Source organism: Thalassotalea sp. Y01, assembly GCF_012932945.1.
GTDB lineage: Bacteria > Pseudomonadota > Gammaproteobacteria > Enterobacterales > Alteromonadaceae > Thalassotalea_A.
In genome coordinates, this window is record NZ_JABBXG010000001.1 from 174,939 (window position 1) to 188,979 (window position 14,041).

The window sequence follows — 14,041 nt, forward strand, 5'->3', positions numbered from 1 at the left end:
GCGCTAGACTGTAACCGATATGTAACTTTGTGTCGCATTTGTTATCCACCTTTGCTAGCATGCGGGCAGTTTACAGCGCGTAAAAACGATGATTGTTAACACTTTTTTACAGCGATGTTAATAGCAAACTATTAAAGTGAAATAGTTCGATATCAATATGCCCTGGTGAGCAAGTTTTGCTTACTTGATATGCATATTGATGATTTCCATTTGGGATGAAGACAATTAAACAATCATATGACAGCCCGTATCATAAAAGCAGCACTAGTTAGTGCTTTTTGCTCTGTTATGGCATTTTCAGCATTTGCAGAGCAACAAAAACCGCAAGCAACCGAACAGTCATCACAAGGCGCTGATGACACATTTTTCGCGATCAAATTTTCCGCTGGTAAATATCACTTTGAATCGCCATTAAATTTCAAAGAAGATGTAGAGTTTTATTTTCTTCCAACTTGGACTTTTTACTATAAAGATTTGTTTTTTATAGAAAATACCAAGATGGGTTTAAACCTTTACATCGACGCCGATGAGACTTCCACCACCATCGTTGATCTGGTGACAAGACATAACTTTGATGGCTTGTATTATCACATGGATAACGACATTGTTGGTTTTGTTGACCCGATGCTACCGCCATTTAACCACCCTTCGACCAATGCCCATTTAAGTTATTTAGGTGGCGTTGAAGTTAAGCATTATTACGATAAAAACATCATCACCTTTGGTGTGTTCTCCGATATTTCCAATGTTCACCATGGCGAAGAAGCGGAAGTGTCTTGGCAGCGAGTGCTGTTTAACAAAGGTACAGATTTTAAATTATCCGCAGAAGTTGGCGCACTCTACAAATCGGATCAAGTATTAGAGTATTACTACGGTTCGCCATTAGATGGTGACAATATCAATTATTATTCTCGAATTGATGCCGCCTATGAGCTATCGGATGGTTTATATTTGGTGGCGAATTTCAAGTATGAACGTTTGTCGAGCAAAATCATTAGCTCGCAAGCGACCGATAAAAAGGAATTACAGAGCGGTTTCATTGGAATAAGTTGGTTAACGAATTGGTAAACCCTGTAATACTATGAAATACAGCGTCAAAGTACTTGCCTTATTAGCTTTGTTAATGTCTATGCCGAGCCTTGCTCAGGCAGATAAGACTGTGTTTAGCGTTATGCCAAACAAATGCATTGTTAAAAATAAAGGAGAGAGTTGTAACACCGAACTCACCCTACAATGGCAATTACCCGACGCACAAAACATCTGCATTCTTAAAAATAATAACATCGTCCACTGTCAGCAAAATAGTAAACAAGGCTCATTTGTTTACCCGGTAGAGACGGCAGAAACATTGAATTTTAAATTGGTAGAAATGGCCACCTTAACGGAGCTTTCGACCTTCAAATTCAGTCTATTATACTTAGGTAAAACATCGGCGAAACGCCGCAAACTTCCTTGGCGATTGTTATAATGCAAGAATATGAATTACAAAAAATACTTCTGATAGAAGATGATCACAAACTTGGTCTAAAGATAAAGCGATTTTTAGAGCAACATGATTATGAAGTTGAATGGCTTAACGGTGGCTCTTTGTTGGGTGTTGATGCAAAAGTTAATGCTTTTGATGTGATATTGTGTGATATCGACCTGCCGGACATGTCTGGTTTTGATATATGCAACCAATGGCGCGATAAGTTCGATGGTGCATTTATCTTTATCACTGCTTTTACTGACTCAGATTGTCAAATTGAGGGCTTAGAAATGGGCGCAGATGATTTTATCGTCAAACCTTTTGTGCCAGATGTATTGCTAGCCCGTGTTCGAACCGCCATTCGCAAATTAAAACTGTTTAAAGCAAAAGATGAATCGCCTTCTTCAACGCAAAGTGACGATGAGACACCTATCACCCTACCTGAGCTGCACTTAACTCCAGCAACACAGCAAGTTAAAGTGGCTGATACACTACTCAACCTAACCCAACAAGAGTTTAAAATACTCTACCTATTTGCACGCAATTTTAATTATAAAGTGACCAGGGATGTGATCAGCAAGATCGTCATGAATCGTGAATATGATGGCTTTGATCGAAGTGTTGATGTCTATGTAAGTAAACTGCGTAAAAAGTTTAACACCATAAATGGTAACCCTTACCAAATTAATACCTTATGGGGTAAAGGTTACGTGCTTACTAATCAGGAAGATTAACAATTAAATGAACAAGCAGTTTCTGCGTCTCACGCTATTTTTGGTGGCGTCGCTGATTATTTTGGCGCTAAGTCTCCAATTAGTATGGGAGTCCGTTGAACCAAGTGAGACGGTGATATCCGTCGATGATTTTTATCACTCGTCTATTGAACGTAAAGGCGATATCTTTACCATGGTGCCGTTAAACACCATTTCATTGCCAACGGATATGCTTGAGCCGTTAAAAAGCGGTGAAATCATTCGTGTTGATGATGAACAAGATAATGCCTATTACTACAAACTACACAATAATGCGGTATTAATTTTAGGGCCGATTGTTGACGACGATCAGGGCCAAGGCAGTCACCAGTTAGTGACAACATTATTTTATGCTGGCTGTGGTTTAATCATCTTATTTTGGTTTCGACCTGCTTTTGTCGATTTACGTAAATTATCGACCTCAGTTATGGCGTTCTCCAAAAATGCCAAATGGCAACACTTGCATTTAAAGCCTACTTCAATTGCCTACCCTGCTGCCAATACCATCAATCAAATGGCTGAACGCATTGAGCAATTAATCGATTTACAAAAAAATCTATCACGTATGGTTGGTCATGAAATACGTACACCTCTGGCTCGTACTGGGTTTTCGATAGCCAGCTTAAAGCACGAGCCTAGCCTTGATGAATTGCTATCTATTGAAGAAGACTTGCAAGAAATTGAAGATCTCACTGAAGAGTTTTTGCAAATTACCAAGCTGGAATTCGACTCGAAAGACATTGTTTTAGTTAAGCAAAATGTCTACGCTCCAATCGAAGATTTAGTCAATAAATTACAAAAAGCGTCACGCATTAATATCGTTGTCGACATGGACAATAATGTCACCGCTCCGGTCGAAACCAAAACTTTTAAACGCTTAATGCAAAACCTGATCACCAACGCCTTAAAACACGCCAATGAACAAGTTGAGATACGCTTTAGCCAGGTCAACGATCAATTTACCATCAGTGTCAGCGACGATGGTGGCGGCTTTGAACAAACCCAACAGCTTGATAAACCGTTTTATCAAGGCAATCCAAAAGTCGATGGCTATGGCCTAGGGCTTTCGATTGTTAAGATGATTGCCGCTTGGTATCAAGGCGATATCCAATTCACCCAATCAAATAGCTTAAATGGTGCTAAAGTCAGCTTTACTTGGCCCATAGATAAAGATTAACCACTAGTTTTGCATTCAGTTTCGCAAGAGCTCTCAGACAGCAGCATAGTACACTTTTAACGTGAATGACTCTAACATATTGACTTTACCCTATGCTGGCAGTTAAGCGTATCTCAAGACGATACATGAATTCACCTATAGACTTATCAGCACAGCGTTGAAAGTGGTTCAAGCACAAATAACCTACTGTTTTAATCAGCAACAAAAAAGGCCAGAATTCATTTCTGGCCTTTTACTTTTAGATACATCTAGGTATCGATTGACTATGCTTTACCAACAAGCGCTTGGTGCTTTTAACCCTTTAGGATTAGAGGCGCTAAATGTTAACGTCATTGAAGTACAACCCGTGTCTTTGGTTTGTACCCCTTGAGCTGTTGCAGTAATAACATATGCGTTGCCAGTTACACTGCCCAATGATAATTGATAATAGCCATTGTCGGTTGTCGCACTGCCTCTTACCGTTTTAGCTGTACAGTTATTCACAGAGCCAAAACTCGAACCGTAAGTTGCGCAATTACCGCGAAGTTTCTTTTGTTGAATCGCTATTTCATACATAGCGGTCTTCGCATCAGTACGTCTTGACTTCATCATCGAATCAGCAAAAGACGGGTAAGCAATGCCGGCAATAATGCCGACAATGGCAACAACAATCATTAATTCAATTAATGTAAAACCTTTAGCTCTCATTATTTACTCCTAAGGACAGCTGTCGCCATTTCTAATATTTTGCAATGTTGCGCTTACGCTGAACGTACCTGGTGACACCGCGGTAAATTCTATGTGGCTTAACGGAACACCGTCGACTTTGGTATATTTACCGACCAGTTCAATATCATTTACTGACAAACAGACATCCAAGTTACTGTCACTTTGAAAATAAATGCTACCTGTCCATGTATCACCGTCATCTATAGTATCAGACGAACATTCAAACTCTGTTTTCTCGGCATTAATTAAACAAACGCCATTAGCGTCGCTAATCGTCACACCTGCTAAAGACTTACCGCCAGAGCCTTGTGTAATGTCACCAACAACGTTAAATACTTGGCCCATTTTACAAACAAATTGCTCTGTCGCTGTGTGATCGGCTTTGATCACATCATGATATTGCCTTAAATCGGAACAGGTCATCTGCGATAAATCAGGGTTTACCTGAATATAACCCGACCAACCATTTTCTAAATCGCTTGCTTCAGCCCAATCGTAAACATCACAACGATAATCAATGGTATAGATGTTAAATATACTTTCAATTAAGCCAGCAAATACCGGTGCATCAGCAGTACAATTTAATGGTCCATCAGAGGTATTTACCGTAAATGGCGGGACATCATCACCAACTACACCAATTTTAATGCTACCAGTAATCTGATGTTTCTGTGATGGTGGGTCACTTGGATCAAACGGGCAATTACTATTTACTGAATAACCAAACGCTTCGAGTTTGGTATCATCAATATAAGCCGAGCCCATATTATTTAAACAGTAAAAATCGTCTGGATTGCCAACAAATAAGCCGCCAGTAATACCATCGACGTTAGCATCCGTACGCACCATAATACCGTCATTGACGCACAACTCACCATCACTATCACCTGGTTGCATTTTATTAACAACGAAATCATGTGGCGCCTCGGCCGGCTCTGCATCTGGGTTTGGCAATATCAAGGCATCTTTTACGCCCACTGAATAATAAATGGTATCACCATTATCATCGACAATAGGAGAATATACGTCATCACCGTCATCATCTTGAGTGGTTTTAGTGTCGTCAATCTCAAACGCCATACCTCGATATACACGACGGGTAGCGATTTGCGGTCTATCGAATGCATCTGCTGATGTAGGATCACCAACACAAACCTTGTCAGATTGGCTAATACCGCTACCAAGAATAATACCAATATTGCCATGCCAACCACCGCCAAGATAACAAGTATATTGATAGTAACTGTAATCACCATTAGCAGTAGTTAATGCTTCTGTGCTGTCCGCCGTTACTTGCACAGTTTGACCAGTATCATCAACGTAGTAACGTTGACAAAACGCAGCATCAGAAGCTTTGACGTATACCTCACCGATGGATAATTGATTTTGTGTTGCCGTATCAATATAAACATGCCCAGAAATTTCAACAAAACCAGTACACTCGCCAACATCGTAATCGATGACTTCATCATCAATCTGACAGGCATCTTTTAGCGTTAATACTATGTCGTCACCGGATGTTAAACGTAGATCACCGTCTTCTCGGTTAACCAAGCCAGTTAAATCATCATTCATGACCATTCGACTTCTATCGTCATCGGTAACCTGACCTTCGCCTAGCTCGGCTCTACCGGTTGCTGAACGCACATAAAATTCATCATCGTCACTGTTATCTATTTCGCCACTGATAACCGGTGACTCAAAACCGAGACTTGTGACTAATTCGACAGATTCCGATACACCGTCACTGGTTTCCCAGCTGACCATAACCGAAATTTCTTTGGCTTTAGCATTATCAGTGATGTTTTCTTGACGTAAAAACGAGGTGTTTGAACCTACTACTTTTGTGTCATTACTGTAACCATCAGTTGCCGTATATAAGGTTTCAAATTCAGCCGCAGTAAATGCATCATTACTGATATTACGCATTTGTTCGAGGCGTTGTTGGGCAATCGCCATGGCTTCCGCTTTAGCTTTGTTTTCAGCACTACCACCAATAAGTGAGGTTTGAAATGACGCTACCGCCAAAAGGCCAACAGCCATAATTGCTAACGCAACAAGAACTTCGATAAGACCAAATCCGAAATTACGATATTTATTCATAATAACTCCCTAAAAATCTCTCCAACTTCCTGCTGCAACAGTCGGAATTGTATTCAACCTAGTGTTTTTTAATAGGTCCGTATTGTAATGAATATCTAAACTACCACTGGTGGTATTAAAGCCACCGCCGGTGACAACGGCACCATGAAACGTCGCATTTGCCGACACTTCAGTAGTATCCATGATAAAAACCACACCGTAAAAGTGCGGAGTACCGGACATAGAGACATCACCATTAACGATAAGAATGCTTGGCGCTTCATCAGAACTTGGGCACACATTGCCCCCTGAAACAACAGATTTACAGCCTACGGTACCGCCATTGATATTGAGATCGCCTTCATACCAAATCACTTCATTTCGAGCACCTTCAACGCAATCAGCATAAGTATTGGCATCACAGCCTTTTGCATCCCCTGGTGAGGCCGGATCAATAACCACGGTCGCGACACGTTCTTTATATTGAAGGGGTGACATGCCGAAAAAGTTTTCAAACATTTCTTCAGGCGTCAAGTTGGCCAAATCAGAGTCATGCTCAAGAATATCCAAACCAACGGTTTCTTTATTTGATGTTTGAATTTCGCTACAGGCGCGAGGCACATCCATACAAGCGGGATAATTCACATCACTTGGGTCGGCAATAAACGTTGCGGTGGCGTTATTCGAACCAATATCAATATCACCACCACTCCAAATCGAACTATGTCCTTCTGGATTATGTACTGATGCAGAACCGTTTATATCTAAATTACCACGGGTACTGAGTGGGTTGTCTGGCATATTTGGAATAGGGTCTAATGCTTGCAAGGTGACAGTGATGGTTCTGGAGGCAGACTCATCTTCACTCCAACCTTGTGAGATCACTTCGATTGATATCACATCTGAGGCACTAATTTCATTGACACTAATTTGTACAGGCGATGTACCAATGGTACCAGTAGCAGAGTCACCGATGCCATCTCCGTCAGAATCGAATACCGGATCAATATTGCCATCGTCATCTTGATCTAAGCCATCAGCATAATATTCAAGTGCTAAAGCCAGACCGCCTTCTGCGGCTTCAAATGCTCGTTTCGAGCGCATATCATTATTAACCAGCTGTTGTTCAAAGATAACACTGCGAGCTAAATACAAACTGATTAAAGTGATTAGAATCAATAAAATGATGGAAATAGCAAGTACGGCCAAACCTTGCTGTTTACGGCGAAGCGTTAATTGTTTCATTATCGAATCCTCACCATGTCATTGCGAACTTTAACTGATTGTTGAATCGTATATGTCACTTCACTGTCTGAATTTAGTATTGCTGCGAGGGTGATGATGATTTCTCTAGTCTCAACCGTGGTATCGCCGCTGCCAACCGTTGGTATTTGCGCGTAGCAATCTATTTCCGCAGTATCGTCGATGCCATTGGCACCATCGTTATCTATTTCATCAGGTTCACGTGTATTTACACACTCTGAATTTTGCGGGTTAAAACTAAGACGGGTAACACGGTATAACTCTGCATCACTTATTTCTTGCCAATCACCATCACTTTCACTACAGCTATCAGCGTTTGCTACTGTACCAGGTGTGCGCATTTCGATGACGCTGCCATTGAGGCGGTAACCAAAAAATTCGCTGTCTGAATCAAGCTCACCGTCATTATCAGCATCATAAGCAAATACGATACACTCACCATCAACATTGCTATTTTCAGCAATTACGGTATTGGCTGAAATTGAATTAAACACAGCTAAAGCGCTATCATTAGGGACACTAAATGGATTAGATGAAGGTGTTTCTGTAAATGTGCCCCAATAACCCGCGCGGCGTATATCATTGGTCATCACACTCATGATAGTCATCAATTGTGTGCTGAGCTTCGACTCTTTCAAGGTACTTCCACTACTGCCAACTACTGAAACATATATGGTCGTAACACCAGCAAGGACAATTAAGCCAAATACCATGGAAAGCAATAACTCAACTAAGGTAAAGCCGTTATGCTTCATTAAAGGTCGCATGCACTGTACTCCGCATAATCATCAGAACAAATTTTGACAACACCCAACCTGTTAACACGCACCACGATTGAGTTATTTGAAGCATCAAAAAACATAAAATTTCGGCCTGCGTCAACAGTGCCTCTAGTGGGATCAAAGACCAGACTCGTGGTGACGGTACCACTTTGGTAGTACATTCTAATGCTAAGTTCATCATGCTCACTGCCGTCAACTCGAAACAGCACATCATCATTAGCGGCGCTATAGGAGCCGTCACCATCATCTATGGTTAATACACAGGCAAGTGGATCGGTGTTCGATGTTTTACTAGGATCACAAGATGCTCCTACTTTCATACCATAAGACCATGATGCGGAGGTCATATTGCCAACGGTAAAGTGAACTTCTTCGGAGCGCGCGATAGACTCAGAACGAGCTTGTTGCAGGAAAGAATACATCTGTTCAGCGGCGCTAACCAACTTACCTTTTTTAAAGGAGTCTACAAAACTAGGGCCGGCCGCACTCACCAATATACTCAGGATGAGTATAGTGATTAAGATTTCTAATAGAGTTATGCCTTTTATTCTTTTCATTATCCAATACCCCAACTGCAGCTAACATCCTGCAGAAGCGCTTCCCTTGTATCGCTTGAATATCCTATAAAACAGCTTTTTTGTTAAAATTAGTGTGTCGCTTTGTGACGCATCCTGATCGACAAAGCCTTTTACTTCCTATTCACTAATCTAACATTAAATTTAAATTACTACTAGATAATAACAACATTTTAGTCTTGCTAAGTGATTAATATTTGTCCAGAAAACACTTTACTCTAGCTGCTATGGCACGTTAATCCTAGCGATACGCTGTAAAAATAACGCTATGCTTATAACGTATGTTATCAACATGGATGTTAATAAATGCAACCAACAAGCCAGACTACGTTTTTTAAGAGACGAAATTTCAGCAAATACGAGAACAGAAACAAAAACCAAGGCAGTACTTTGCTTGAGGTGTTAGTGGCCATGCTACTGCTGACATTCGTTATGCTCTATTTAGCAAATGTTGTCTTGCATGCGACCAGCGCAAGCCACAATAATACCCGGCAAATACAGGCACAATATCTATTAAACGACCTAATTAGCCTTCTCAGCAGCAATGACGATGCGATAAATAACTACGCTCATCAGTTAACATCTGCAGCTTCTCTCAGCTCTTCAGTGGCCGCTGCCGGCTCGTTAGTAGATTGCAACATTAGTCACTGTGAGCCTGACATAGTCGCTAAGTATCAACTTGCCAACTGGCAGCAACAATTGCATCAATTGCCAAATGGCGCAAGCAAGCTTAACGTGACCTCGAATAAAGCCACAGCTAGCCTATACTGGTCTGAACTCGGCCAAATCGAAAAATATGCAGAGTGCCCTAGTAAAACCAACAATTACTACTGCCTGAGCCTAGATTATGAATATTAAGGGCTTTAGCTTAGTCGAGTTAATGATATCTATGGCGCTTGGTATATTTATATTGTCGATAACCATGGCAACATTGGCATCAGTCAACAAACAATTTAACTATCAGTCAACCCTTGGTGTCATAAATGACACTGCACGTTTTAGCTTCACCTTACTTGAGCAAGATTTAAAAGAAGTTAGCTATTGGCAATCACTAGTTGAGATGAGCCAACTCTCAGGTAGCGCCTTTATCTCGACAGTTACCAATAGCTGCCATGCTGATTCACAAGATTGGGCTAGAGCTATCCAACAAAGTGTGTTTGCCACCAATGACGCGCCCAGTGACTATTTATGTGTAGCTGAAGATGACTACCTCAGAGGTGACATATTGACGTTACGTGGCATAAAGCATGAGCTAGCCACGGCATTTGACCCGAATCAACTTTACCTTAAAACCAATATTGCTCAGTCAAGGCTTTACTTTGGTCGAGATCGTTCAGATACAACCAATCAGCTAAGTAATGCCAGTCAACATCAAACTTTTAGTCACAGTTTTTATATCGGCAACAGTCAAATTCAATGTAACGAGCAACCTGTACCCGCCCTATATTGGCAAACATCTCATCGCGGTTTTCCAATAAAAGAAGAATTACTTACCGGTGTTGAGCACATGCAAATCACCCTTGGCTTAGATAACAATGACGATAATATTGTCGACCAAATCGTGTCGCCAAATAACGTCGCGAACTGGCGTAATGTGATGCATGTTACGGTCGATTTATTGGTACGAAGCAAGTGCCCGGATAGCCAACATATTGACAATAATATCTATCGCCTTGGTGATATTAATTATCAAGTAAGCGATAACTATCACCGCCGTCAGTTTCGGCAAAGCTTTTTCATTAGCCAATAATGGAATCATTAAGGCAATAAATAATAAGACAAGACACAATGCAGACTGTTATAGATAAGGCAAAGGCAAGCAATGAACTTAAAACATAAGCAAAACGGAGCTCTGCTGTTTAGCGTGCTGATAATATTGATCATCATTATGCTCATCGCCAATGCGATTTTTAAGCAAGTATTAAATCAGTCATCACAGATAACTCTTTTTCAGATGCATCAGTTAAGCAAAAATTATCGCCATCAGACGATATCACTAGCGAAAAAAGAACTGCGCGACAAAATAACTCGAGGTGATGATTTAACTCTCAGCCATGACTACTACCATGGATACGACACCCGTTTGAAACTTAGTGACATTAACTGGCAAGACGCAAAACAATTAGGCAACCACAGTATGTATAAAATTGCTTATTTAGGGCAAATGCCCGCTAATGCCTCGTTAACTTTGTCGGCTAATTATCATGTCTTTCACCTGTTTACGCGAACGAGTTCCCAAGACTCTGCACCGTACCGACAACAGCATCTTGTTCGTATTGACGTTAACAGTTCACAGAGCGCTAACCGGCAGCAATGAAAGCTATAAATAAAAGTGCATGAACAAAGCGAATGGAAAAACCTATGAAAATATCTATGAAAAACACTTATGACAAAAAGTATGAAACCTAGAGGGGTTACCTTGATTGAACTGATGATGACTTTAGTAATTATCGTCATTCTATCAACCGTTGCGATAACTAATTATCAGCAATGGTTATTGAAGGTTAACCGCGAAGATGCGAAAGCCAGCTTATTAGCTTTGGCCATCGCTCAACAACAGCACTTCACTAAGTATTTAACATACAGCGACAACCTCGTGTCTTTAGCTCATCAACAGTGGCCAGATACAACACTGTCACAGCAACAAAACTATCGTTTAACGATTGCCACCACATCACATCATACAGGCATAACAGAACGCTTTATGATCACCGCAACCGCGCATGACACACAGCAAAAAGATAGCGAGTGCTTTACGTTCCGTATCGACCATCAGCAATTTCTGCAAGCCTTTACTCAGTCAGGCGAGCATAACAATGCCTGCCTATAACGTGTTAAGCAACGCTAGTGACGTTTAGATTATCCAAATCAAAGTTAATGAGAATTAATGACACTGTATCGACTCGCCAGATGCATCATCATGTAAGCCATCACCATCGTTATCTTGCGATGCTCGAACTCGCCCTGCTCTGGTGACGATAAGCGCTCGATTATAGCGTTGATTTTCACCCTCGATACATAATCTGAGTGTGCCATTTTGATACCAGGTAAAACCGTTATGTTGAAATTGTATGTAGTTGCGATTTTGAAAAGATCGCCAAGTTGCTATGAAGCCCTTCTTGCTAGCACCAATTCGGTAAAGCACGGTCTCATCAGTTGATTTGCTCTTATCACCATCAAGGTCAGCAAATACCATAGCCCCTTGCTGCCAGTTATCAGTGCAGCGCAATCCATCGCTAGATGGGCATAACGTGACAACGTTTGCCGAGCGAATCGCTGCTTGACGCGCAAAGGCAAACCCTTGCTGCCATTTATTAACTTCAATCATCATACGCTTTTGTAAAATAAGCGGCTTAATACTTGGTAAGGCGACAGTCGATAAAATGGCAATGATACTGATTGCCACAATCAACTCGATTAAGGTAACGCCGTTTATCGCATAAGATGGCAAGCGTGTTGATATCCTGTTGCTAGGTATCATATGAAAATCCTTTTCATTTAGTGTGGATAGGCTTCCTGCCTAATTTAAAACAAGATAATCGTTTTAGCTTTAAGATAGAACGTCTATTAGACGTGTAAGGTAGAGCATAAAGTACAGCGTAAAATAAAGCGCCAAGTACAGCGTAAAGTAAAGCACATAACAAAGCGCTTATGTCGCGCCGTTGCGACAATATTTTAAGCAATAAGATTATCAGTAACACACATTATAGATAAAAAATGGCACTCTTAGCACGCCAGAAAAAGTGCCAATTTAAACTCAAACCAAAATCTTAACTTAACTGATATTGGCAATCTCTTAGATACAAAAAAGCCCGCAATCGCGGGCTTTCGAGACTTATTTACAAAGCTCATTATCTTAGCTCGGCTGGTACCGCAAATACTGTGGTTTCTTCACGACCAGGGTTTTCCGTAACCACTTTACCGCCCATTGCTTTTAGTTGTTGCACAACTTGCGCAACCAAAATTTCAGGCGCCGAGGCACCTGCGGTAACACCAATTGAATCAGCTTGGGTTAGCCATTCTTCGTTGATATCCGATGCTCCATCAATCAAGTAAGCGGTGGTACCCATTTTCTCTGCTAGTTCTCGCAATCGGTTTGAATTAGAGCTGTTTTTCGCACCAACAACCAATAGTAATTCTACTTTAGCGGCAATCGAGCGAACCGCATCTTGACGGTTTTGTGTTGCATAACAAATATCGTCTTTTCTTGGGCCTTCGATGTGAGGGAATTTTGCTCTTAGCGCATCAACAACTTCAGCTGTGTCATCGACAGACAGCGTGGTTTGCGAGCAGTAAAACAGTACATCAGCATTTTTCACTTGTAGGCTGTCGACATCGGCAACCGATTCGACTAGGTAGATACCACCGGATTGCGACTCATATTGCCCCATAGTGCCTTCCACTTCTGGGTGACCCGCATGACCTATAAGCACACATTCGTGATTTTTACGCGACGCGCGGGTCACTTCCATATGCACTTTAGTCACCAAAGGACAAGTTGCATCAAACACTTTCAAGCCACGGTCTTTGGCTTCTTGGCGTACTTTTTTAGACACGCCATGAGCGGAAAAGATAACGGTATTATCATCTGGGACTTCGTGCAATTCATCAACGAAAATGGCACCACGATCTTTAAGGCCATTAACCACAAATTTATTGTGAACCACTTCATGTCTTACATAAATTGGCGCACCGAATATATCCAGCGCACGATCAACAATACTGATTGCTCTATCCACACCGGCGCAAAAGCCACGAGGATTTGCCAGAATGATTTCCATAACTTGTCCTTTTCTTATAATACTTCGACTACATCAACAGCAAAGGTTATTTCTTGCCCAGCCAACGGATGATTAAAGTCGACGGTTACCGCTAAATCATTGACTTCGCGAATCACACCTGGAATTTCACCACCAGGAGCGGTAAAGGTCATAATAGCACCAACTTCAGGCAGTGTCTCAGCGGTAAACTTTTGTCTATCAACGTAATGAATATTCTCAGGGTTCACTTCACCAAAAGCATCTATTGCCGCCAAGGTGAATTCTTTAGAATCACCAGCTTGAAGCCCCAACAATTGTTGTTCGAACGCTGGAGAGATACTGCTGTCTCCCAAATTTACTCGGGCAGGTTTATTATTAACCTTGGTGCTATCGGCTGCAGAACCATCTGATAACTTCATGGTAATGTGCATCAATAAACTTGAATTTTCAGCAACGATTTTATCACTCATTATT

16 protein-coding genes are annotated in these 14,041 nt (G+C 41.2%); 8 read left to right on the forward strand and 8 right to left on the reverse strand.

Features of this window, described 5'->3' with window-relative positions; genetic code table 11:
• The first annotated feature begins 237 nt into the window (after nt 1-237).
• From HII16_RS00625 to HII16_RS00640, 4 genes are read left to right on the forward strand one after another with little or no spacing between them, the layout of a single operon-like run.
• Complete coding sequence (locus tag HII16_RS00625) at nt 238-1,068, forward strand: MipA/OmpV family protein (RefSeq protein WP_169126522.1); 831 nt, start codon at nt 238-240, stop codon at nt 1,066-1,068.
• A 13-nt stretch (nt 1,069-1,081) separates the two neighbouring features.
• Nucleotides 1,082-1,468: a DUF3019 domain-containing protein gene (locus tag HII16_RS00630; RefSeq protein WP_169126524.1), complete on the forward strand. Its 387-nt coding sequence runs from the start codon at nt 1,082-1,084 to the stop codon at nt 1,466-1,468.
• On the forward strand, nt 1,468-2,202 hold the full coding sequence (locus tag HII16_RS00635; RefSeq protein WP_135437668.1) for a response regulator transcription factor: 735 nt from the start codon (nt 1,468-1,470) through the stop codon (nt 2,200-2,202). Before HII16_RS00630 ends, HII16_RS00635 begins: the two co-directional genes overlap by 1 nt.
• Before the next feature lie 7 nt (nt 2,203-2,209).
• Nucleotides 2,210-3,397 carry an ATP-binding protein gene (locus tag HII16_RS00640; protein WP_169126526.1) on the forward strand — a complete coding sequence of 396 codons (1,188 nt, stop codon included), beginning with the start codon at nt 2,210-2,212 and terminating at the stop codon, nt 3,395-3,397.
• A gap of 270 nt (nt 3,398-3,667) precedes the next feature.
• Here the strand turns inward: HII16_RS00640 and HII16_RS00645 are convergent, their stop codons facing one another.
• From HII16_RS00645 to HII16_RS00665, 5 genes are read right to left on the reverse strand one after another with little or no spacing between them, the layout of a single operon-like run.
• A complete protein-coding gene (locus tag HII16_RS00645) occupies nt 3,668-4,084 on the reverse strand; it encodes a type IV pilin protein (RefSeq protein ID WP_169127249.1) in 417 nt (138 codons plus the stop codon).
• A 9-nt stretch (nt 4,085-4,093) separates the two neighbouring features.
• Nucleotides 4,094-6,208 (reverse strand): prepilin-type N-terminal cleavage/methylation domain-containing protein, encoded by a 2,115-nt coding sequence (locus HII16_RS00650; protein ID WP_169126528.1) that lies wholly within the window; start codon nt 6,206-6,208, stop codon nt 4,094-4,096.
• 9 nt (nt 6,209-6,217) lie between these two features.
• Entirely contained in the window at nt 6,218-7,432 is a 1,215-nt protein-coding gene (locus HII16_RS00655) for a PilX N-terminal domain-containing pilus assembly protein (protein WP_169126530.1), read from the reverse strand.
• A complete protein-coding gene (locus HII16_RS00660; protein WP_169126532.1) occupies nt 7,432-8,205 on the reverse strand; it encodes a hypothetical protein in 774 nt (257 codons plus the stop codon). Before HII16_RS00660 ends, HII16_RS00655 begins: the two co-directional genes overlap by 1 nt.
• Nucleotides 8,205-8,723: a GspH/FimT family protein gene (locus HII16_RS00665; RefSeq protein ID WP_348981370.1), complete on the reverse strand. Its 519-nt coding sequence runs from the start codon at nt 8,721-8,723 to the stop codon at nt 8,205-8,207. The genes HII16_RS00660 and HII16_RS00665 overlap by 1 nt, the downstream gene beginning before the upstream one ends.
• Nucleotides 8,724-9,113: 390 nt before the next feature.
• Between HII16_RS00665 and pilV the strand changes: the two genes are divergently transcribed.
• The 4 genes from pilV to HII16_RS00685 all read left to right on the forward strand — a co-directional run bounded on the left by pilV (nt 9,114) and on the right by HII16_RS00685 (nt 11,637).
• Nucleotides 9,114-9,665 (forward strand): type IV pilus modification protein PilV, encoded by a 552-nt coding sequence (pilV, locus tag HII16_RS00670; RefSeq protein ID WP_282434711.1) that lies wholly within the window; start codon nt 9,114-9,116, stop codon nt 9,663-9,665.
• Nucleotides 9,655-10,557 (forward strand): PilW family protein, encoded by a 903-nt coding sequence (locus HII16_RS00675; RefSeq protein ID WP_169126538.1) that lies wholly within the window; start codon nt 9,655-9,657, stop codon nt 10,555-10,557. Before pilV ends, HII16_RS00675 begins: the two co-directional genes overlap by 11 nt.
• A 72-nt stretch (nt 10,558-10,629) precedes the next feature.
• Nucleotides 10,630-11,124 (forward strand): hypothetical protein, encoded by a 495-nt coding sequence (locus HII16_RS00680; RefSeq protein ID WP_169126540.1) that lies wholly within the window; start codon nt 10,630-10,632, stop codon nt 11,122-11,124.
• A 69-nt stretch (nt 11,125-11,193) separates the two neighbouring features.
• Nucleotides 11,194-11,637 carry a type IV pilin protein gene (locus tag HII16_RS00685; RefSeq protein ID WP_169126542.1) on the forward strand — a complete coding sequence of 148 codons (444 nt, stop codon included), beginning with the start codon at nt 11,194-11,196 and terminating at the stop codon, nt 11,635-11,637.
• Between the two features lie 54 nt (nt 11,638-11,691).
• Here the strand turns inward: HII16_RS00685 and HII16_RS00690 are convergent, their stop codons facing one another.
• The 3 genes from HII16_RS00690 to fkpB all read right to left on the reverse strand — a co-directional run bounded on the left by HII16_RS00690 (nt 11,692) and on the right by fkpB (nt 14,037).
• Complete coding sequence (locus HII16_RS00690) at nt 11,692-12,288, reverse strand: GspH/FimT family pseudopilin (RefSeq protein ID WP_169127250.1); 597 nt, start codon at nt 12,286-12,288, stop codon at nt 11,692-11,694.
• 370 nt (nt 12,289-12,658) lie between these two features.
• Nucleotides 12,659-13,588 (reverse strand): 4-hydroxy-3-methylbut-2-enyl diphosphate reductase, encoded by a 930-nt coding sequence (gene ispH, locus HII16_RS00695; RefSeq protein ID WP_169126544.1) that lies wholly within the window; start codon nt 13,586-13,588, stop codon nt 12,659-12,661.
• A 14-nt stretch (nt 13,589-13,602) separates the two neighbouring features.
• On the reverse strand, nt 13,603-14,037 hold the full coding sequence (gene fkpB / locus HII16_RS00700) for an FKBP-type peptidyl-prolyl cis-trans isomerase (protein WP_135437680.1): 435 nt from the start codon (nt 14,035-14,037) through the stop codon (nt 13,603-13,605).
• Nucleotides 14,038-14,041: the final 4 nt, after the last annotated feature.